The 19,696-nt window shown below is 44.6% G+C and carries 19 protein-coding genes and 1 pseudogene; 8 read left to right on the top strand and 12 right to left on the bottom strand.

Going from position 1 to position 19,696, the window contains the following annotated elements:
* The first annotated feature begins 126 nt into the window (after positions 1-126).
* Positions 127-1,074 (top strand): universal stress protein UspE, encoded by a 948-nt coding sequence (gene uspE / locus BLO31_RS21130; RefSeq protein ID WP_070971547.1) that lies wholly within the window; start codon positions 127-129, stop codon positions 1,072-1,074.
* Between the two features lie 121 nt (positions 1,075-1,195).
* Positions 1,196-2,131, top strand: coding sequence for a tRNA 2-thiocytidine(32) synthetase TtcA (gene ttcA / locus BLO31_RS21125; protein ID WP_070971544.1), 936 nt, complete (start codon positions 1,196-1,198; stop codon positions 2,129-2,131).
* Positions 2,132-2,179: 48 nt separating this feature from the next.
* Here ttcA and BLO31_RS21120 read toward each other — a convergent pair whose 3' ends face one another.
* From BLO31_RS21120 to BLO31_RS21110, 3 genes are read right to left on the bottom strand one after another with little or no spacing between them, the layout of a single operon-like run.
* Positions 2,180-2,842 (bottom strand): DUF2987 domain-containing protein, encoded by a 663-nt coding sequence (locus BLO31_RS21120; protein WP_070971542.1) that lies wholly within the window; start codon positions 2,840-2,842, stop codon positions 2,180-2,182.
* Positions 2,843-2,859: 17 nt separating this feature from the next.
* On the bottom strand, positions 2,860-3,657 hold the full coding sequence (locus BLO31_RS21115; protein ID WP_070971539.1) for a glucosaminidase domain-containing protein: 798 nt from the start codon (positions 3,655-3,657) through the stop codon (positions 2,860-2,862).
* Positions 3,650-4,450, bottom strand: a complete 801-nt coding sequence (locus BLO31_RS21110) for a hypothetical protein (RefSeq protein ID WP_070971536.1) — start codon at positions 4,448-4,450, stop codon at positions 3,650-3,652. Before BLO31_RS21110 ends, BLO31_RS21115 begins: the two co-directional genes overlap by 8 nt.
* Positions 4,451-4,738: 288 nt before the next feature.
* Here BLO31_RS21110 and potA point away from each other — a divergent pair, with 288 nt between their 5' ends.
* From potA to BLO31_RS21085, 5 genes are all read left to right on the top strand, one after another.
* On the top strand, positions 4,739-5,872 hold the full coding sequence (gene potA / locus BLO31_RS21105) for a spermidine/putrescine ABC transporter ATP-binding protein PotA (RefSeq protein WP_070971533.1): 1,134 nt from the start codon (positions 4,739-4,741) through the stop codon (positions 5,870-5,872).
* Entirely contained in the window at positions 5,853-6,713 is an 861-nt protein-coding gene (gene potB / locus BLO31_RS21100; RefSeq protein WP_070971527.1) for a spermidine/putrescine ABC transporter permease PotB, read from the top strand. The genes potA and potB overlap by 20 nt, the downstream gene beginning before the upstream one ends.
* Positions 6,713-7,480, top strand: a complete 768-nt coding sequence (gene potC, locus BLO31_RS21095) for a spermidine/putrescine ABC transporter permease PotC (RefSeq protein WP_070971524.1) — start codon at positions 6,713-6,715, stop codon at positions 7,478-7,480. Before potB ends, potC begins: the two co-directional genes overlap by 1 nt.
* Before the next feature lie 290 nt (positions 7,481-7,770).
* A complete protein-coding gene (locus tag BLO31_RS21090) occupies positions 7,771-8,808 on the top strand; it encodes an extracellular solute-binding protein (protein WP_139159081.1) in 1,038 nt (345 codons plus the stop codon).
* 85 nt (positions 8,809-8,893) lie between these two features.
* Entirely contained in the window at positions 8,894-9,706 is an 813-nt protein-coding gene (locus BLO31_RS21085) for a GGDEF domain-containing protein (RefSeq protein WP_070971519.1), read from the top strand.
* On the opposite strand, the gene cobB is transcribed toward BLO31_RS21085, so the two are convergent.
* From cobB to BLO31_RS21040, 9 genes and pseudogenes are all read right to left on the bottom strand, one after another.
* A complete protein-coding gene (cobB, locus tag BLO31_RS21080; protein WP_070971515.1) occupies positions 9,687-10,424 on the bottom strand; it encodes a Sir2 family NAD+-dependent deacetylase in 738 nt (245 codons plus the stop codon). The genes BLO31_RS21085 and cobB overlap by 20 nt on opposite strands.
* 184 nt (positions 10,425-10,608) lie before the next feature.
* Positions 10,609-11,568: a formate dehydrogenase subunit gamma gene (locus tag BLO31_RS21075; RefSeq protein ID WP_070971512.1), complete on the bottom strand. Its 960-nt coding sequence runs from the start codon at positions 11,566-11,568 to the stop codon at positions 10,609-10,611.
* 10 nt (positions 11,569-11,578) lie between these two features.
* A complete protein-coding gene (gene fdh3B / locus BLO31_RS21070; RefSeq protein ID WP_070971674.1) occupies positions 11,579-12,187 on the bottom strand; it encodes a formate dehydrogenase FDH3 subunit beta in 609 nt (202 codons plus the stop codon).
* 11 nt (positions 12,188-12,198) lie between these two features.
* Positions 12,199-15,050: pseudogene (locus BLO31_RS21065) on the bottom strand (formate dehydrogenase subunit alpha).
* 11 nt (positions 15,051-15,061) lie between these two features.
* Complete coding sequence (locus tag BLO31_RS21060) at positions 15,062-15,256, bottom strand: twin-arginine translocation signal domain-containing protein (protein WP_070971509.1); 195 nt, start codon at positions 15,254-15,256, stop codon at positions 15,062-15,064.
* Positions 15,257-15,311: 55 nt separating this feature from the next.
* Positions 15,312-15,944: a TorD/DmsD family molecular chaperone gene (locus BLO31_RS21055; RefSeq protein WP_070971506.1), complete on the bottom strand. Its 633-nt coding sequence runs from the start codon at positions 15,942-15,944 to the stop codon at positions 15,312-15,314.
* A gap of 10 nt (positions 15,945-15,954) precedes the next feature.
* The gene (locus BLO31_RS21050) at positions 15,955-17,607 is read right to left on the bottom strand and encodes a 4Fe-4S binding protein (RefSeq protein WP_070971503.1); all 1,653 of its coding nucleotides are present in this window, start codon (positions 17,605-17,607) and stop codon (positions 15,955-15,957) included.
* Positions 17,608-17,779: 172 nt separating this feature from the next.
* Positions 17,780-18,202, bottom strand: a complete 423-nt coding sequence (locus BLO31_RS21045) for a DUF3306 domain-containing protein (protein ID WP_070971500.1) — start codon at positions 18,200-18,202, stop codon at positions 17,780-17,782.
* Positions 18,192-18,644 (bottom strand): DUF3305 domain-containing protein, encoded by a 453-nt coding sequence (locus BLO31_RS21040; protein WP_070971496.1) that lies wholly within the window; start codon positions 18,642-18,644, stop codon positions 18,192-18,194. Before BLO31_RS21040 ends, BLO31_RS21045 begins: the two co-directional genes overlap by 11 nt.
* Before the next feature lie 194 nt (positions 18,645-18,838).
* Between BLO31_RS21040 and BLO31_RS21035 the strand changes: the two genes are divergently transcribed.
* Positions 18,839-19,618 (top strand): formate dehydrogenase accessory sulfurtransferase FdhD, encoded by a 780-nt coding sequence (locus BLO31_RS21035; protein WP_070971672.1) that lies wholly within the window; start codon positions 18,839-18,841, stop codon positions 19,616-19,618.
* Positions 19,619-19,696: the final 78 nt, after the last annotated feature.

The raw sequence follows: 19,696 nt of genomic DNA, 5'->3' as shown, positions 1-19,696 counted from the left end.
TTATTGATGTAGCTCTAAAATGAGCTACATCATACTTCTCCTATAATTCCTTCTGTTTTTCTAAAATTCTTACCGCAACTAGGCTACATTAATCATATGAGTCTCCTCTTTTACTAGGAGTTTAGTATGAGTATCTATAATAAGATTTTGGTTGTTGCTGACATCAATCACGACGAACAACACGCTCTGGCTCGCGCCATGCAATTGGCAAAAAAGAGTCGTTCCCCTAGTCAAGTCACCTTCTTTTTGTCCATTTATGACTTTTCCTATGACATGACTTCAATGCTTTCTGTTGATGAGAGAGATGCAATGCGCCGAGGTGTGATTCATCAACGGGAACAGTGGATGAAGAAAGTCGCTAAGCCCTACTTAGAAGAGAACGTAGAGTTCAACGTGGTGGTGGTTTGGCATAATCGCCCTTATGAGGCCATCATCGCCGAAGTCTATTCCGGTGAGCACGACATCGTTATAAAAGGCACTAGAAAGCACGATGTATTAGAGTCGGTCATTTTCACTCCCACTGACTGGCATTTACTGCGAAAATGCCCCAAACCTGTCCTTCTTGTTAAAAACGCAGAATGGCCCGAAGAAGCTAGTATTCTCGCCTCTGTACACGTCGGTTCTGAAAACCCTACCCATCAAGATCTCAATGATTGCATGGTTAGACAGATGCAAAACCTGTGTGAGCGGTTGGAAGCTAAACCCTATTTGGTCAACGCCTATCCAGTTACGCCTGCCAATATTACGATTGAGCTACCAGAGTTTGACCCAACGACATATACCGATGCAGTGAGAGGTCATCACCTCACGTCAATGAAGGCCCTTCGCCAAGCACACGGTATCGATGAAGAGCAAACCATAGTTGAGCAAGGTTTACCTGAAGATATCATTCCTCAGCACGCCGCCGAGTTAAACGCCGCTATGGTTATTATTGGTACCACTGGGCGAACTGGCTTGTCCGCGGTCTTTATCGGCAATACCGCTGAACACGTTATTGATAAAATCAACTGCGACGTATTGGCTCTCAAACCAAATGGTTATATCAGCCCACTAGATCCTCAAACCGCCATCTAAACGATGTTCCCCTCGCCAGTGCGAGGGGATTTTTTTCTTGCTTGTCGAATATCTCTGGAATCTGCCGCTATTATCCGTATCATACGCACTTCATTTTGTGTTGAAGAAAGACTGCAAGCAGATGACTGAGCAAACTCAAGACCGAACTAAAGCGCAACAATACAACTTTAATAAATTACAAAAGCGCATTCGCCGAAATACTGGTCAGGCGATCCAAGACTTTAATATGATTGAAGAAGGCGATCGTATTATGGTGTGTTTATCCGGTGGTAAAGACAGTTTTACCATGTTGGATATTCTTATGAGTCTTCAAAAAAGCGCACCAGTTAACTTTTCGCTTGTCGCCGTCAATCTCGATCAAAAACAGCCGGGGTTCCCTGGACATATTCTTCCAGAATATCTCGATAGTTTGGGCGTTGAGTACAAGATCATTGAAGAAGATACTTACTCCATTGTTCAAGATAAGATCCCAGAAGGCAAAACAACCTGTTCACTTTGTTCGCGCTTGCGTCGTGGTATTTTGTATCGTACGGCAAAAGAGATCGGTGCCACCAAAATAGCCCTAGGACATCACCGCGATGACATTTTAGAGACACTGTTCCTGAACATGTTCCACGGTGGGAAAATGAAAGGTATGCCGCCTAAACTAGTTTCTGACAATGGTGAACACGTGGTCATTCGTCCCCTTGCCTACTGTCGTGAAAAAGACATTATTAAATTCTCTGAGATGCGCGAATATCCAATTATTCCATGTAACCTATGTGGTTCGCAGCCAAACCTGCAAAGACAAAACATCAAACAGATGCTTAACGATTGGGACAAGCGTTTTCCGGGCCGCATCGAAACCATGTTTAGAGCCATGCAGAACGTAGTGCCAAGCCATCTCGCGGATTTTGAACTATTTGATTTTAAATCAATCGATAAAGATTCAGGTGTGATCAATGGTGGTGATATAGGTTTTGATAAGGAAGAGATGCCCCAGCAGCAGCCTATAGATGAAGATCTCGTGCAAGAGTTTGACCCAACTCTTCAGTTAAAAGTCACCAACTTATCGTAAATCTCTCAATGTTAAAAAGGGTCGCATTGCGACCCTTTGTTCTATTTGCTACTTACTCGCTTTAGGCAGGTAGGGAAGTACGCGAGCTGTTTCGCTTGGAAGAGTAATAGAGCCGCCCTCACCTATTTCACTTAACGAGATCTGAACCTTGTTGTTAACCAGTGCCTTCTCTTTGCCATTTGAAAAACGAACTACGCCTTCAGTTCCTGCGACAAATTCCAGAGTGACGCCTTCCACATCCGGTGTAAACCAACTTGCAAACATACCGCCGAGATCTTCAAGCATTGCCTGCATTTGCGGCATGAGTACTTCAATGTTTTGGTAATCGACAGTGCCCGACATAGGTTGTTTGGTCATCACCACCATTGAAAAATCACAACGCTGGTCCATAGGAGTTCGAACAAAAACCAAAGGATTGGCTTCACGAAGGTTACTATCTAGTGGGACAAGCAACTCTTTATGCGGAGAAACTTGCAAGATTTCATAGTGTTCTTCTTTTTCCATCCATGCTTTTTCAATATTACAAAGCTGTTTAGTCGCCGCGTTGGTAAAGAAGAAACCGATTTTTACATCGTCATGCCCTTCTTTAGCATTTTGCTTCATTTGAGTGAACAGTTTTGAGTAAGTGAACATGTATTCTTGAGCGATGGTTGGTGCGCTAAGGCTCAGTGACAAAGCACCAACAAGTAGGCTTAAAGGGAGTTTTTTCATAGTTATAATTAAAAAGATTATTGCCAGTAGGTTTGATTGTGACGGATCATCGTCTGTAAGTCTTTGACGTATGCCTCACCGCGCTCAGAGTATCTAAGAAGTCCCTCAGATAATGCAACAGCCGCCTCGGGTGAAGTCATCGCCAATTGTTCCATATCTCGAATCGATCGAATGTCTCTTAACTCTCGATAGGCTCTGTTGCGATTAACGTTCATAAAGTATCGGTGAATCGACTCTTGAACCGATGAAAACTTAGCGACTTCATGGGTCATCCCCTCACTGCGTTTAAGGGGAACAAGTCCACATCCTTTGGTGTAACACCATTGGCCAAAGTAGTTATTAGCTTCACGTGCAAATCTAGACGTTCCCCACGCCGATTCATTGGCAGCTTGAGTTAACACAAGAGATTCGGGAAGAACGTTGACGCTTTTTAACATACTGGTGAGCCAGCGTTCATCGATGCCAGTAGCAGGAATCGGATTCGAGTACAGTTTTCCAAGTCGTTGGGCGTAAGCCATATCTTCGCTGGAAACATAATTGGCTTCGAAATGTTGCTGAATGGCCAACAAGCGTTTGCGCTCTTTGTTAATTCGAGAATTTTCTATCGCTATTCCCGGTCTGAGAAAGTCGAAGAAGGCTTGCTTTTTTTCTTTGGTATTATCGATGGCAGCAAAATCAGGCGCATTACCTACAGGTAGAATCACTAACTCAGATTTATCACTTTCTGTTTTTGGAGCCGGGTGTTGGTAAGTGGTAAAGCCGTAGATTGCTACTGCTACGGCTAACCCAAGCGTTACAACTTCAAATTTACGCATTGAATACCTGAGAATCATCATCGTTGTCGTCGTCTTTTGGTTCTTCCGCCGCGACGATTTTCAACTTGATACCAAACATGTTTCGATAGAGAACGCCTTTTACATGGAAGAAAAATGGCACGACAAAAACCAACCCAATGCCATACATCATAGCGCCAGCTAACAACATAAGAGCGAGAACAATGTAGATGCCAGTGATCGCAATGATTTTCTTGTTTACTGCTCGTAGTGACAGCAACAAGGCTTGCATTGGCGGAACCTGTTTTTCACAGATGAGAAGAATTGACTGGCTAAACGCTAAAGAGAGATACATGGAGACAAATGGCAGAAACATACTTGCCGTGGTTTGTAGGGTAAGGCTTACCAATGTCGCGATAATAACGGGAATAGTGAACTGCAGCCCTTTCGTGATGTGTCGAGGTTTTGTCGCTAATCCGGCAGCGTGGCTCATTGCCATTAAACTAATACCAGCGTATATAGGGGCACTAATTACTTCGTAGCTAAACTGCGCCACCATAATGGCCTGAACGATACCTTGGTTAAACTGGTCAGGGTTTAACACCGCATCTAATATGATTCCTGGATTACCAAGCTGTAATTTTAGAGCAATATAAAAAATGATGAGCTGTAGGGCGACAAGCGTGACGATGGCTGGCGAAAATGGCACAAAATGCTTAACAGTGTGCCCCCACGCTTCTTTCAGCACGTCCCCAGCGTTGAGTTTATAGTCGCCAGATAGCGCTTTTTCTATACTGCCACCTAAATTGAAATCTCTTTCTATATCGTTATTCATTTAGTGAATCCAAGCCTGATGTTAAATTTGTCAGGCTAACTTGTTGATAAAAATTGTGCTTATTATACTTCAATTAACACAACACTAAAATTGTTGAATCAGCATGTAAAAAAGTGACTTATAATTAGCCACCTAAAGCCTATTTTGAGTATGGTAAAAAATGTTTACTTTTACCTGTAAAATTTTTTGCGTAATACGATTAAAAAATGCTTTGAATTCACACTATTGGTGATTATGATTCGCGCCTAATTTTTTTATATCTCTACCTAAGCTTCAAACGGTCATTAAGTGGGAGAAAAACAGACGTTGAATAGCACGCAGCAAGCAGAAAAACCGGTGATTCAGCTGACCGGTATCAGCAAAAGTTTCGATGACAAAGAGATCATTGGACATTTTAACCTCGATGTAAATCACGGCGAATTCCTAACTATTCTAGGCCCTTCCGGCTGTGGAAAGACCACGGTTTTGCGGATGATCGCAGGCTTTGAAAATGCGGATAAAGGAAAGATCCTGCTTGATGGTCAAGACGTCACTGACACTCCTGCTGAGCAGCGACATGTAAATACCGTGTTCCAGAGTTATGCACTGTTTCCCCATATGACGGTATTTGATAACGTCGCGTTTGGCTTGCGGATGCAAAAAGTACCTGCCGTTGAAATTGAACCTCGCGTAACAGAAGCCCTTAAAATGGTTCGGCTTGAACAAATGGCCGGTAGAAAGCCCCATCAGCTTTCTGGCGGACAACAGCAGAGAATTGCAATTGCGCGAGCGGTAGTAAACAAACCGAAAGTATTACTTCTTGACGAGTCGCTCTCGGCGCTCGATTACAAGTTGCGAAAACAGATGCAGATCGAACTAAAACAACTGCAACGTCAACTAGGCATAACCTTTATTTTTGTCACCCATGATCAGGAAGAAGCCCTTTCAATGTCTGATCGCATTATTGTTATGCGCGAAGGTGTTATAGAGCAAGATGGCTCGCCGCGAGAGATCTACGAAGAGCCTAAAAACCTCTTCGTCGCGCGCTTTATCGGAGAAATAAACGTCTTTTCCGCGACAATGTTAGAACGAATAGACGACAAACGAATAAAGGCGATGATTGAAGGCGTTGAGTCAGTGGTGTACTACCAAGGAAATGCCGAGCAAGGTGCTCAGTTGCAGGTTTTACTTCGACCTGAGGATCTCCGTATCGAAGAGATAAAGGAGAGCGAAGAAAAAGGCATTGTAGGCCATGTTAAAGAACGCACCTATAAAGGTATGACGCTAGATTCTGTCATCGAACTTGAATCAGGTCTCAAGGTTATGGTTAGTGAATTCTTTAACGAAGACGATCCCGACGTTGACCACTCTTTGGAGCAGAAAGTGGCTATCACATGGGTTGAAAGCTGGGAGGTGGTACTCGATGAAGAGCAGCAAGATTAGTCTGCAAAACGCCATCATAGCTCTTATCGTAGGCTGGCTTGGCTTATTTGTATTGGTACCAAATCTGATGATCGTTGGTACCAGTTTCTTGACTCGACACGAATCAAACTTAATTGAACTGTCCTTTACCTTCGACAACTACGTAAGATTATTGGACCCCTTGTATGCCAAGGTGCTGCTCCACTCTTTTTACATGGCGATTGTCGCGACGTTGATCTGTTTGATGGTTGGCTATCCATTTGCTTACACGATTGCCAAGATGCCATCCAAATGGCGACCGTTTATGCTGTTTTTAGTCATTGTCCCCTTTTGGACAAACTCGCTGATCCGCACTTACGGCTTAAAGATTGTTTTGGGTACTCAAGGCGTACTCAATAAAGGCCTGTTGGCACTAGATATCATTGATAAACCGCTGCGAATCATGTACACCGAAACAGCGGTAATGATTGGTTTGGTATACATCCTACTGCCCTTTATGATCCTACCGCTCTACTCTGCAATCGAAAAACTGGATCACACCTATATTGAAGCGGCAAAAGACTTGGGTGCGAGTAAGATTCAGACATTTACTAAGGTGATATTACCTCTGACAATGCCGGGAATTATTGGCGGTTGCCTTCTTGTTCTATTGCCCGCATTAGGTATGTTCTATATCGCCGACCTTCTGGGCGGCGCGAAAAACTTATTGATCGGTAATGTTATTAAGAGTCAGGTGCTCAATGCTCGTGATTGGCCGTTTGGTGCTGCCACCAGTATCGCGTTAACCACTGCAATGGCAGTGATGTTATACGCTTATTACCGGGCCGGTAAGCTGCTTAACAAAAAAGTGGAGCTTGAATAATGGGGCGTAGCGCGAAGTATAGTTTTATGGCTTTGGTGTATGCGTTTTTGTATTTGCCAATTGTTGTTCTTATCGTTAACTCATTTAATGCCAACAAGTTTGGGATGAAATGGGGAGGACTCACAACCAAATGGTACGAAGCATTAGTTAACAATGACAGCCTAATGCAAGCAGCGTGGCATTCATTAAATGTTGCGGTATTCTCTGCGACGGCGGCCACCATCATAGGCAGCCTGACTGCTGTAGCCCTATTCCGTTATAGATTTAAAGGCAAGGCAGCAGTCAATGGCATGTTGTTTGTTGTTATGATGTCTCCGGATATTGTCATGGCCATTTCTCTTCTTGCACTGTTTTTGGTTTTGGGTGCTCAGTTGGGTTTTTTCACATTGCTAGTGGCGCATATCACGTTCTGTCTGCCGTTTGTTGTGGTAACCGTATATAGCCGACTTAATGGATTTGATGTGAAAATGCTTGAAGCGGCAAAAGATTTGGGCGCAAGTGAATGGGTGATCCTCAAGCAGATTATCTTACCCTTGGCCAAACCAGCAGTTGCAGCCGGTTGGTTACTCAGTTTCACACTATCTTTAGACGATGTAATTATTAGCTCATTTGTTACTGGACCTACCTATGAGATCTTGCCTTTAAAAGTGTACTCAATGGTTAAGGTGGGTATCTCACCAGAAGTGAACGCGTTGGCTACGGTTATGCTGATAGTCTCTTTAGTCTTGGTTGTGCTTTCTCAACTTATCGCACGGGAAAAAGCCTAAAGTTATACTCGCCTTATAACTCACTATAATAGAGATAAACTCCGGTGGATGAATAGACACTTTATATTAGACAGAGTTATCAACTAGCTAGATAGATAGAAATATGAAATACTGATTAAACTATCATCAAGCACGTAAAAACACACGAAAATAGGTGGCATTTGCTGCCTATTTTTCTATTCGGCTGATATACTGATGGAGTACAGGTTACAAATACCAATAACAAATTTTGTTTTCAACGCCTGACTGAGTGCACAAGATGTCTCACAGGCTTAGTGATTACTGGATTAATAATGAAAAAAATCTACGCGAGTGCGCTTTGCGCAGCCACGCTTATTGCCTCCCCTGCAATGGCTGACGATCAGGAACTGTACTTCTACAACTGGTCTGAATACATACCGAATGAAGTTTTAGAAGACTTTACCAAAGAGACTGGAATAAAAGTTATCTACTCGACATATGAGTCTAACGAAAGCATGTACGCTAAGTTAAAAACTCAAGGCTCGGGCTATGACTTGGTTGTTCCTTCTACCTACTTTGTATCTAAAATGCGCAAAGAAGGCATGTTACAAAAAATCGACAAGTCCAAGCTTTCACACTTCGCCGATCTGGATACTAACTTTTTAGACAAACCTTTTGACCCAGACAACAGTTACTCAATCCCATACATTTGGGGAGCGACCGGAATTGGCATAAATTCCGATATGCTGGACAAGGGCTCTATCACAAAGTGGGATGATTTTTGGGATAGCAAGTGGGAAGGTCAACTAATGTTGATGGACGATTCCCGCGAAGTTTTCCATATTGCTTTAACTAAACTTGGCTATTCGCCAAACACAACTGACCCAGCAGAGATTGAAGCGGCTTATAACGAGTTGAAAAAGCTGATGCCAAACGTGTTGGTGTTTAACTCGGACTTTCCCGCAAACCCATACCTAGCAGGAGAAGTTTCACTTGGCATGCTTTGGAATGGTTCTGCTTACATGGCCCGCCAAGAAGGTGCTTCAATCGATATTATTTGGCCTGAAAAAGGCGCGATCTTCTGGATGGATAGCCTAGCAATACCAACAGAAGCTACAAATGTCGACGCGGCACATAAGATGATTAATTTCCTGCTTCGCCCTGAAAACGCAGCAAAAATAGCGCAAGAGATTGGTTACCCTACTCCAGTTAAGACTGCTCACGAGTTACTACCTGAAGAGTTTGCTAACGATCCAAGCATTTTCCCTCCGCAAGAAGTTATGGAAAGTGGCGTATGGCAAGATGAAGTTGGCGAAGCTAGCGTGATGTATGATGAGTACTTCCAAAAGCTAAAAGTGAGTAACTAACTGTTTTGCTAAATATCTATTAAGATTAATAGAGCGGCTTATGCCGCTCTATTTCATTATGAGCCACACGAGTGTTTAGCGTTTGATGAAGAATAAAAAGCAACCAACACTTTTCACATTGCCCTTGGCAATTTTTACTACCTTGTGCGCCGTCCCATTCATTATGTTGATGCTGGCGTATTACATCGAGGTAGACTCTAAGTACGATCTGCTTTTTGAAACCACAACCTTGATGGTGCTGATTTATATATTTCACATCTCTCGTCAGATACGTTCATCGAATCGCCTGATTATCACGGGCTTGAGTTTATTGTTGTTTAATGCGGCCTATGACTTGATTACAGAGATAGCCTACCTTGACCGATTAGCGGACCAGCATGAACTTATTGACGTATTTATCGAAGATGGAACGCTACAGGTCGCCTATCTGTTTATCGCCTTTGGTCTAACCTCGATGCTGCACAAAGTAAGGGAAAACGCGGCCAGAGATGAACTCACTGGCTTGTACAACCGCAAAAAACTCAATGCTATTCGCCTGGAAGACTTTGACTTAGTGTATATCGATATTGATGGCCTCAAGGCTATCAATGACCTGCAAGGTCATGCAAAAGGCGATTTGATGCTAATAGAATTTGCAAACGCCCTCAATGAGTTTACCGAATCTCCAGAACAAGCGTTTAGAATTGGTGGGGATGAGTTTGTTGTACTGCTCCATCCCAAACGAGGAAAAGTGTTTGTTGAAAAAGTGAAATACGGTCTTAAAGATAGCGCTATTTCTTTTTCCTACGGTATTGAACGCTCAACTCGCTCGCGATTCTTTGAAGCGTTAGAAAAAACAGATAAGGCCATGTATCAAATGAAACACGGCCAAAAAAAGTCTAGGCCTGCTGCTGATTAGGTTGCTGTAGTGCGAGGATCTCTTCAACTAACTTGGGTACTTCGATGCTCGCTTTCCCATATCTTTTTTCCTCAAACTCACTTTCAACAGCACTTGGCTCCAAGTTTATTTCTATAGTGTGTGCCCCGTGCATCCGGGCGTCGTGCACAAATCCCGCCGCTGGGTATACAACACCAGAAGTACCGATGGAGACGAACAAATCAGCCTCTTCCAATGAGGCATAAATATCGCCCATGCGCAGAGGCATCTCACCAAACCAAACCACATGGGGACGCATCTGTGACGGTAATTGACAGCAGTGACAAAGGTCTCCCGTCAAAATGTCCCCTTTCTCTTCGATCACTTGATTAGACTCACTACAACGCGCCTTTAGCAGCTCGCCGTGCATGTGGATCACGTTTGAACTCCCCCCGCGCTCGTGTAAGTTATCAATGTTTTGCGTGATGATCGTCACTGTACCATCCAGCGCTGCTTCCAGTTTGCCCAAGGCGCTATGCGCTGCGTTAGGCTCGATACTTGAGTCTTGAAGTTTTTTGCGTCTCTGATTGTAGAAATCTTGTACTAAATCAGGATCTCTGGCAAAGCCCTCTGGTGTTGCGACATCTTCTATTCGGTGATTTTCCCAAAGCCCATCCTGAGCTCGGAAAGTTTGTATCCCCGATTCTGCTGATATACCTGCGCCAGTTAAAACGACCACATTTCGATAAGGAAAACTCATACTACTTCCCTGTTTGAGTAACATAAGACCAGCATAGCACCGTTAGAAAAACAACAGTAGCAGCAGGGATTAGACCATGGTCGCATGAAGCCCATCCTGAGTTTGAATTTGTGAGGTGTAACCAAACTTAAGGGCAAAAAAAACGCCACAAATTGGTGGCGTTAAATCGGGGGTAACCCTTGTGTTACTGCTGATCTTTAACTCGGTCGAACCAAAGGTTGTGATGCTGTTTGGCCCAAGTTTCGTCGACATAGCCCGTTTTCATTCCTTCTAAGGCACCTTCGGTACCAATGGTGCCAATGTAAATGTGCCCAAAGGAAGCGGCGATCAAACCGAGAGATGCGACGGCGTGCAAAATGTTTGCAATCTGCATATCTTGTCGAAGTTGACCAAACATTGGGAAATCCATTATTAGCCCAGTTATACAAACGGTGAGCCCTGCAGTCGCTAACAGCCAAAACCATATCTTCTCTCCGCCGTTGCAAAAGTCCGCTGACGGGTGGTTACCATTGGGGATGATCCCTCCTCCCTGCTTAAACCATTCCAAGTCAACTTTTGTGAAGAAGTTGTTTTTCAGCCACTTGACAAGCATTAGTACAATACCGATTACAAACAGTGGTCCAAGATAGTTGTGTGACACCTTGGCTGCCATGATTAAGTTTGCCCATACCCCATCGGTCATGACAGGCTTTAGCACGTACTTGCCGTACATCAGAGTTAATCCCGATATCGCTAAAATGATAAAGAGCAATGCCGTGTACCAGTGAAGTGCGCGTTCAAATGGCGTCCACCTGAGGATTTTCTTACCGCTCCTAGGTTTGTCCAACTTGATTTGGCCTGCCCAAAAATAGAACAAGGCTAGCGAACCAAATGACACAGCGATCATGGCAACGCCTATCGGGGTAATCCACTTGTTTCGAATTTCGCGCCACAACTGTCCGGTAGTGTTAATGAGAACGCCAGCTTCATCGCCTTGAGCTGTTGTATAGCCTTCCGTCCCGTCTTTTACCTGACGCCAGTAATCGGCGCCAGCGAGTTGGGCAATCTCTTGCTTGGCACTAGCTGTTTGGTTGTCATCAGCTATGGCCGAGTTGATCAGGCAGAAACTAAAAGCCATGGTTAACAAGACACGAATCAAACTCATTGTTTACTCCCTAACTTTTTGTGGCATCGTAAGAAAGATCTTCACCGTTAGTCCAACCAGCACCTTTAGCTCCTCGCTCCACCACCCGTTGACGGAAAATCTCGGAAATCTTGTCTGCATCTCCAGCTAGAAGCGCTTTGGTTGAGCAAAGTGAGGCACACATAGGGACTTTGCCTTCTGATATGCGATTGGCACCGTACTTTTGGCGCTCTTCGACAGAACCGTCTTCCGTTTCTGGTCCGCCAGCGCAGAATGTACATTTGTCCATTTTCCCGCGCTCACCAAACGCAGACTGCTTTGGAAACTGTGGTGCACCAAATGGGCACGCAAATAGACAGTATCCGCAGCCTATACAAAGGTCTTTATTGTGTAGAACAATTCCGTCGTCCGTTTGCTTAAAACAATCGGTAGGACAAACCGCCATACAAGGAGCGTCGGTACAATGCATACAAGCTACAGAAATGGAGTTCTCGCCGGGTTCACCGTCGTTTAGTGTGACCACGCGACGTCTTTGTATTCCCCACTCCAGCGCATCATCGTTTTCGTTTTTACACGCAGTGACACACCCGTTACATTCAATGCAGCGCTTGGTATCACATAGAAATTTCATTTTAGCCATTTTGATCATCCTTACGCTTTGCGAATGTTACATAGAGTGACTTTGGTTTCCTGCATTTGGGTCACAGGGTCATAGCCGTACGTGGTTGCGATGTTTGCCGCTTCGCCAATGACATAAGGATCAGAACCTTCTGGGTAACGCTCTCGTAGGTCTTCGCCTTGGAACTTACCGCCAAAGTGGAATGGAATGAAAGCCATTCCCGCTTTTACTCGTCTGGTGACCAATGCTTTGACCTTAATTCGTCCTTTCTCTGCTCCTTCCACCCACACTTCTTCGCCATCTCTAAAGCCTAAGTCGTTTGCGTCTTTTGGGTTAACCTCAACAAACATCTCTTGTTGAAGTTCTGCTAACCAAGGGTTTGAGCGTGTCTCTTCTCCTCCCCCTTCATACTCGACCAATCGGCCAGACGTTAAGATAATGGGATACTCTTTTGATTTATCTTGCGCTTGAATCGATTTGTACATGGTTGGCAGGCGATAAATGGACGCCTTGTCATCCCATGTCGGATAATCGGCAACTAAGTCCCTGCGTGGCGTATAGAGAGGCTCACGGTGCAATGGCACGCGATCGGGGAACGTCCAGACCACCGCACGAGCTTTCGCGTTGCCAAAAGGCATACATCCGTGCTTAATTGCCACGCGTTGGATCCCACCTGAAAGGTCGGTTTTCCAGTTTTTACCCTCTGCGGCGGCTTTTTCACTTTCAGTGAGGTCGTCCCACCATCCCAAATGTTTGAGAAGTTTGTCGTTAAACTCTGGGTAGCCATCTTGGATCTCACTCCCTTTGGAGTAGCTATCCTCTGCTAACAAGTTGTTGCCTTCGAACTGAACGCCAAATCTCGCACGGAAGTTTCCTCCACCTTGGGCCACTGGCTTAGACGTATCGTAGAGAATATGAGTGCCAGGATGCTTCATCTCTGGTGTACCCCAGCACGGCCACGGCAGCCCGTATGTTTCACCGTGAGCTGGCCCTCCTTCCGCTTCCAAAGAGGTTTTGTGGAAGGTGTGCCAATTCTGTTGATGCGCTTTTAAACGCTCTGGACTTTGCCCCGTATAGCCAATGGTCCACATTCCTTTATTGAACTCACGTGTAATATCTTCGATTCTGGGCTGATTGTTTTCGATTCTCACCCCTTTGAAAAGTTTGTCGGAATAACCTAACTTTTTCGTCAGTAAGTACATGATTTCGTGGTCAGGTTTTGATTCAAACAGAGGGTCTACAACTTTATCTCTCCACTGTATGGAGCGGTTCGAAGCGGTTACACTGCCGTAGGTTTCAAACTGTGTCGTTGCAGGTAAGAGATAGACGTTATCAGTGCGATCATTCATTACCGCCGCAACGGTTGGATATGGGTCGACAATAACCATCATATCGAGCTTTTTCATCGCCTGGCGCATTTCCACACCACGAGTCTGTGAGTTGACTGCGTGGCCCCAATAAAACATGGCGCGAATGTTGTCTTTCTGTTCGATATTGTCTTTGTCTTCTAATACGCCATCGATCCAACGTGATACCGGAATACCCATATTGTTCATTGGCTTCTTGCGTGATATTTGTTTTGGTCAAATCGGCCTTGCACCCAATCAAAGTCAAGTTGCCAAACCTTTGACCAGTGTTTCCAAGCACCATCTGACAAACCGTAATAACCCGGTAAGGTATGTGAAAGAACGCCTAAGTCTGTCGCGCCTTGTACATTGTCGTGGCCACGGAAGATGTTAGCACCACCGCCAGATTTACCCATGTTGCCAAGGGCAAGCTCTAGGACACAGTACGCGCGCGTATTGTTATTTCCCGTCGTGTGTTGAGTCCCCCCCATACACCAGACAACGCAACCGGGACGATTTTCAGACAGCATTTTTGCCGTTTTATAGACGTCTTCTTCTGATACACCAGTTACGCGTTCGACTTCTTTTGGTGTCCACTTTGCAACTTCTAAACGGATTTCGTCCATTCCGAAAACGCGTTGTCGAATAAATTCTTTATCTTCCCATTTGTTTTTGAACACGTGCCAAAGAATGCCCCAAATAAACGCTACATCAGATCCTGGCCTCAATGAAACGTAGTGATCTGACTTTGCAGCAGTGCGGGTTCGGCGAGGATCGGCAACGACGATCTTACAGTTGTTCTTCTCTTTAGCGATCAATATATGCTGCATTGCTACTGGGTGCGCTTCGGCGGGGTTTGACCCAATAAACAACATAGATTTGCAGTTGTGCATATCGTTAAAAGAGTTAGTCATAGCACCGTAGCCCCAAGTATTAGCGACACCTGCAACCGTAGTTGAATGGCAGATTCGCGCTTGGTGATCCACATTGTTTGTGCCCCATAAAGATGCCATTTTTCGGAACATGTAAGCTTGTTCATTGCTGTGCTTAGCACTGCCAAGCCAGTAGACGGAATCGGGGCCAGATTGCTGGCGAATATCTAAAATTTTGTCGCCAATCTCATCTATCGCTTGTTCCCATGAAAGTTTTTTCCACTTGCCGTTTTCGAGCTTCATCGGATATTTGAGGCGGCGCTCTCCATGGCCGTGTTCACGAAGCGCCGCACCTTTAGCACAATGTCCTCCGGCGTTGAACGGATGGTCGAACGCAGGTTCTTGACCTGTCCAAACGCCGTTTTGTACTTCGGCGTAGATACCACAACCTACCGAGCAGTGGGAACAAATCGTTCGCTTGATGGAAACTTCTGCATTTGGGTCCACTGACTTAGCTTCAGCTTTCTTAATCATCGCGGGGCTGAGTAGATAGGCCCCAGCAGCGCCACCAGCCGCTAAGCTAGAATTCTTTATAAAGCTGCGTCGAGATAGACCTAATGTTGAATGAGTTTTGCTCACTGAGTCGGAGCGTTTTACCAGTTTCATACACTACTCCTTTATAAAGTGTCGTAGTAGTCTTTGACGTGCTGAGTTTCTCTATAGCCCGTTGACTCTTTGCCAGTATCTTCAATTGGTTTGGTATTTTCTGACGTTGCTTGTACTGTTCCCGCCATTGCGCCAGCAGCAGCGGCTCCCGCAATACCCTTGAGGAGGTTTCTTCGTGTACTATCTGGTTTCTGTTGTTTAGTCATTGCTTCCTTCCTTACTCGGTTAGAGTGAGCTGGGGGCTTATGCCCCTCTTATCCCCTAATCAATATTTGCTTCTTCAATGTAATTGTTGTTTTTGGTTACTTTTGAGTTGCTCGCATTGTGATGCACTTGGACTTGTGAATATTTCACTTTCTCTATGGTTAAAAATGCATCAGTAAGCTCTGCAACGGCTAAGTAGAAATCGCTGTTTTGCGCGCTTCGAATTTGTTTGGTAAACGATGGAAACCAAGTTTCGATATGCTGATTGAAAAATGCTTGGCTCTCAGGTTCTGAGTATTCAACTAACTGGGACATCACTTCGCATAGTGCGCTAATGTGATCTTCTGGCTCTTTGACGTGCTCTTGTCTTTCAAATCCAAGCAGAACTAGGGATTCGCGAATGTTTGCCAATGGTTTTTCCATCAGTGAGCCAGTTAGGTGCCATGAAGCAAATGGCATGACCTCGCCTCGACCTATTCCTATAAAAAGGTCTTGATGCTCATCGTGTACATTACTATTTAAGGCTTTTGCCGATGCGTGTTTTAACTCAGTCCACGCTTTGTCTATTTGGCTACCACCATCAATAGGGTCTAACTGACTTAAATGAGCAAGCAGGTCGTTTTCCGGTGCCGCGCGATAAAGAGTCGCGAGCAAAAGGTATATTTCTGAAACTAGTGAGTCGTTATTCATAAAATTTTCCCTATACCTTGAGCTGTTTAGTGGGGTCTTGGTCAAACGCTTCAAACATGTCTACTACGCGGCAGTCTTCGCACATTTCAAGGCGGCTAAACGCTGCTTGATCACTAAAATGAGAGTGACCGCGTAACTTATTTTGAAGCATTGTAATCATTGACTTAGGCGCAAAGGGCTTGTGGCAGCGTATACATTTAGCCGCCTCTTCTTGATGCAATGTTTTGGGTGTCGAACGCTCTTCGTGGTTCCAGTTAAAGCGTGAAGTAGTGCTTAGCGCGTTCTCTGGGCAGGCCTTTTCACACATACCACATTGAATGCAGTCTTGTTCGGTAAACATCAAACTCGGCGACTCACCATCACTGTGAAGTGCGCTAGTTGGACACACTGCCACACAGCTCATACATAATGTGCAATCCTGAGAAGCGCAACTCACGCTCCCGTATGGGGCTCCTTCCGGTAGCGCTACAACTCTGGTGGGTGCTTCAAAAACTGTGGTAAGGTGTTCTAACGCCGCAAAGGCTCGCTGTCTTTTGTTACCCTGTAACTCCCCGTATGTCATTGAATTATCAAAGCATTGCACCTTGGGCTGGGTGTGTTTAAGTTCTTCAAAATAGATAATTTCAATGATGTTGGCATTGATATTTAACTGGCCAAGCAGTGTCCTTAACATTTCTACTTCACCGTTAAGGACCCGCAAAATCGTTTCAGGCATGTGCCTGCTCGCGGCGAACCATATCTGATTTGCTCCGTTAACCAGCGCGGCTAACCAAGTATCTATTCCCACTGAGGTCAGTTCTTCTAGTGCTACTGGAATAACGTTATCTGGTAGTTGCGACAATAGCGCTGCGTTGTATTTCTCGTGCCGGCTACTGCAAAACATAACAATGGGATGGGTTCCGCCCTTTGATCGATAGTTATTCAGTAGTTTTTCGACAAAGGTCTGAGTTTGTTTGGGTTCTGGCAACGCGTAGCTAATAGCTTCTGTCGGACATGCTGTAGCACATGTTCCTATCCCCTGACACAGATATGGATTGATTGCGATCTGATAACCAGTGTCATCACTACCCTCGCTTGAAAGTGCTCCAGCTGGACAAGAAGAGACACAACGGTCACACCCTTTAACGCCACGTGAGCTATGAGCACATAAATCGCTATCCAATCGGAAGAACTTGGGTTTATCAAAGGTACCCATAAGGTTTGGTATGGCTTGCAAAGCATCTGCCAGTTTGGGCTGGCCCCTTCCGACGGGATAATATCCGGGAGCAGGGATTTCTTCGCTCATACAGCTATCTAAGCAGAGGTCTAAAACAATATCGAAGCAATCACTATTGATGGCGATCTTTGCGAGATTATGCTGTACACCGTCTTGAGTCACATTTACGGAGAATGCGCCCAAGAAGCCGGAAACGGAAACCGCTTCTGCAAAATATAACTGCCTAGAGTCACTACTTGCGCCATCGGTAGATAGTAAGGTAACGCTATTAAGCGTCGACAACTGTTGAGCAGTGCTTTCTACAATTGCAGTGGGGCCGATGATAAGTGTGTGCCCCCCACTTTCGTAGCTGACGGTCGGGGGAATTAAATTGGTTAATTCAACGGTATTTTCTAAAGCGTATTGTCGAGCTAACCCGTTTGTTGAGTCGATTATCTGATTTAGCATTGTTATTATTGTCCATTGCTTGCAGTGCTTATACAGAGACAATAGCAATTGCTATACCATAAAAATAATCACATAAATTCAATTGGTTAAGTCATTTCAAAAGCTTGTTGGTCGTGACCTGGACAAATTGTCTAAGGACAAAAATAACAAGTGGGACAAAATGTCCCTAATTTTATTCTGGGTTATCGTCGATGTTTTTATTGGTTTCCAAATCAAGATGTTCTGTTTGGCTGTTTTGTTCTTCAAATTCGGGTTTTTGCGCTTGTTGTGGTGAACGATCTTCGACGCTCTCTTTTACCCAATCGCGCAGTGTTTCACTAATGGCCTGAGGCAGAGAAGCGACTTTATCGAAGTCGTGATCATAGTCATTCAGCTTGTCTACAACTTGAAATTCTGGACTCTGGAATAGATTGCGCAACGCCTGTTTTTTAACGGCTTCGCTTGCTTCACTTACCAACAAAGAGCCGAGAGAGCCTTCCTGTTGAACTTCTTCCTCATTGATTTTTAGCTCTTCATTAATTGAATCGACGTTTGAATCGCGCTCTTCACTGTCGAGCTTTCGTTTCGACCAACGGGAGAAAAAACTATTTTCCACTAGACCTCCCCGCACCTTTTCGCTTCTTTCTTCTCTGTTCTAGTAGCTCGCCATTGCGACCTATAAATGCCTCAACCCATGCTTGGATTGCGAGGGGCATCTCTTTCGATAGTACTAGGTAGTCTCCATCCAGATAGTGGCCAGCGACACTTTGTGAAACCGTCACATCGTGGATAGAAATAGTAGCTTGTCCTGTGGTTTCTAGAACAACAAATAGTTTGGGATTTACAGAGCTTAGGTTAAACCTGTAATCCGTCCTTTCATCGCGGTGAAGATGGAGAGTCGCTTTACAGATGGTTCCCTCTACGTCTTTTTCACTAAGCAGAATGTCTTGTAATAACCACTGACTTGTCTGCCACATACCCGTGGTTATTTGTTCTTCTTGCAGAACGAATGACAAAGGCCATTGCACTTGATTTTTCTTTGGTTCGTTAGACGACATGACTCACTACCTTATACTGTTTTGAGTATTGCAAAAAAACATAGCAAGGACTGTACCGTATTAAGACCATTTTATTGGGTACGCAACTTGCAACGATGCGTCAAATACCTATATTTTGAGTCGTCTGCTTTTATAAGGATAAGAACTTGTCTGTACCAAAACTGATTAAAACGAGCGAAAACCCACTCCAAACAATGCAGGTAACCGTCGTAGATGAGTATGGCGAACCTCTGAGCAAAGAAATTGCCTGCGAGCGCCCTTTGACCGTGATGCTGAATTGGAAAGAGATAGTGACGTTAATGACGCTGGGCTCTAGGCCAGAGCATCTAGTGCTAGGCTATTTAAAGAATCAAGGATTTATTTCGGACTCCTCGCTGTTGGAGTCGATAATAATTGATTGGGAAACCAGCTCCGCCGCCGTTATCACAAAAGAAAAAATTGAAGGTGTTGATAAGGCGTTAGAAAAGAAGACCGTTACTTCTGGGTGTGGTCAGGGCACCATGTACGGCAACGTCATGAAGCAACTTGAGGGGTACCAAGTACCTCAAGTAAAGATAAAGCAATCAGAAATCTATTCTGCGCTTGAGGCACTTACCCACTATAACGACACCTATAAAAAAGCGGGTGCGGTCCATGGCTGTGCTGTATGTCTTAACAACAAGGTTCTCTCTTTTGTCGAGGATGTAGGTCGCCACAATGCGGTAGATACGCTTGCAGGCGAAATGTGGCTTGATGAACAATTGGGTAAGGACAAAATTTTTTATACAACAGGTCGCCTAACATCTGAAATGGTTATCAAGGTTGCACAAATGGGAATACCCGTCTTATTGTCGAGATCGGGCGTCACTCAGATGGGTTTGGATCTGGCTGCACAATTTGGCATAACCACTATCGCAAGAGCAAAAGGATTGCGTTTTCAAGTCTTTACCGGGTCAGAGAAGATTGACTTCGATGTTAAGGGAAAAACTAATTAGTGAGATGAGTCGAATCTAACTTGCAAATAGCGTCCCTAGTGCTATTAGTTTTATAACTACGCGTCACATAAATTTAAT

Origin of the sequence: Vibrio sonorensis, assembly GCF_001854765.1 — a bacterium.
GTDB classification, from domain to species: domain Bacteria; phylum Pseudomonadota; class Gammaproteobacteria; order Enterobacterales; family Vibrionaceae; genus Vibrio; species Vibrio sonorensis.
This window is presented reverse-complemented; position numbering and strand designations above follow the sequence as displayed.

Excerpts from the sequence above, each read along its gene's own strand:
- fdh3B (WP_070971674.1), bottom strand. The coding sequence starts at position 12,187 with ATGGCTAAAATGAAATTTCTATGTGATACCAAGCGCTGCATTGAATGT.
- BLO31_RS21055 (WP_070971506.1), bottom strand. The coding sequence starts at position 15,944 with ATGAATAACGACTCACTAGTTTCAGAAATATACCTTTTGCTCGCGACT.
- BLO31_RS21040 (WP_070971496.1), bottom strand. The coding sequence starts at position 18,644 with ATGTCGTCTAACGAACCAAAGAAAAATCAAGTGCAATGGCCTTTGTCA.
- BLO31_RS21115 (WP_070971539.1), bottom strand. The coding sequence starts at position 3,657 with ATGCGTAAATTTGAAGTTGTAACGCTTGGGTTAGCCGTAGCAGTAGCA.
- BLO31_RS21085 (WP_070971519.1), top strand. The coding sequence starts at position 8,894 with ATGAAGAATAAAAAGCAACCAACACTTTTCACATTGCCCTTGGCAATT.
- cobB (WP_070971515.1), bottom strand. The coding sequence starts at position 10,424 with ATGAGTTTTCCTTATCGAAATGTGGTCGTTTTAACTGGCGCAGGTATA.
- BLO31_RS21035 (WP_070971672.1), top strand. The coding sequence starts at position 18,839 with ATGCAGGTAACCGTCGTAGATGAGTATGGCGAACCTCTGAGCAAAGAA.
- potB (WP_070971527.1), top strand. The coding sequence starts at position 5,853 with ATGAAGAGCAGCAAGATTAGTCTGCAAAACGCCATCATAGCTCTTATC.
- uspE (WP_070971547.1), top strand. The coding sequence starts at position 127 with ATGAGTATCTATAATAAGATTTTGGTTGTTGCTGACATCAATCACGAC.
- BLO31_RS21060 (WP_070971509.1), bottom strand. The coding sequence starts at position 15,256 with ATGACTAAACAACAGAAACCAGATAGTACACGAAGAAACCTCCTCAAG.
- BLO31_RS21120 (WP_070971542.1), bottom strand. The coding sequence starts at position 2,842 with ATGAAAAAACTCCCTTTAAGCCTACTTGTTGGTGCTTTGTCACTGAGC.
- BLO31_RS21050 (WP_070971503.1), bottom strand. The coding sequence starts at position 17,607 with ATGCTAAATCAGATAATCGACTCAACAAACGGGTTAGCTCGACAATAC.
- ttcA (WP_070971544.1), top strand. The coding sequence starts at position 1,196 with ATGACTGAGCAAACTCAAGACCGAACTAAAGCGCAACAATACAACTTT.
- potC (WP_070971524.1), top strand. The coding sequence starts at position 6,713 with ATGGGGCGTAGCGCGAAGTATAGTTTTATGGCTTTGGTGTATGCGTTT.
- BLO31_RS21075 (WP_070971512.1), bottom strand. The coding sequence starts at position 11,568 with ATGAGTTTGATTCGTGTCTTGTTAACCATGGCTTTTAGTTTCTGCCTG.
- BLO31_RS21110 (WP_070971536.1), bottom strand. The coding sequence starts at position 4,450 with ATGAATAACGATATAGAAAGAGATTTCAATTTAGGTGGCAGTATAGAA.